The 351-nt window shown below is 39.0% G+C and carries 1 protein-coding gene; it reads right to left on the bottom strand.

Annotated features, from left to right (window positions below; genetic code table 11):
* Window positions 1–135 precede the first annotated feature (135 nt).
* Window positions 136–351: hypothetical protein (locus R0J92_RS22030; protein WP_411053219.1), on the bottom strand; the 216-nt coding region annotated here is incomplete at its 5' end.

The following is a 351-nucleotide window of genomic DNA, read 5'->3' as shown; positions in this document are numbered from 1 at the left end:
CACTGCTAAAAATTTACTGTGCAGGGCTATAGCAACCCCTAAAGTCTTGAAACGCCCAGTTTTCGTTCTGAAAGTGTCAAGTCAAATTGTAATAAATCTTATTATCTGATACAGATATTTTCCTCGCAGCCAACTTCATTTGTTTGGAAATAAAAGTATTTTCCCCAAGATTCCCAGTAAGGCAAGCAACCCACTAACTAACAAGCCCCATACTCGATTGTCTTGTTTAGTAATTTGTTCTCGAAGGTTTGTATTGTCTTGTTGCAGGTTAGTAGTGTTTTCTTCCACTCTGGCAAGCCGAACGTCAATGGACTGTAATTTCTCGTTTTGAGCATCCAGCTTTGATTCAAG

The organism is Tritonibacter sp. SIMBA_163 (assembly GCF_046535935.1).
Classification (GTDB): domain Bacteria; phylum Pseudomonadota; class Alphaproteobacteria; order Rhodobacterales; family Rhodobacteraceae; genus Epibacterium; species Epibacterium scottomollicae.
The sequence above is the reverse complement of the archived record's forward strand: the minus strand, read 5'-3'. Positions and strand labels throughout refer to the sequence as shown.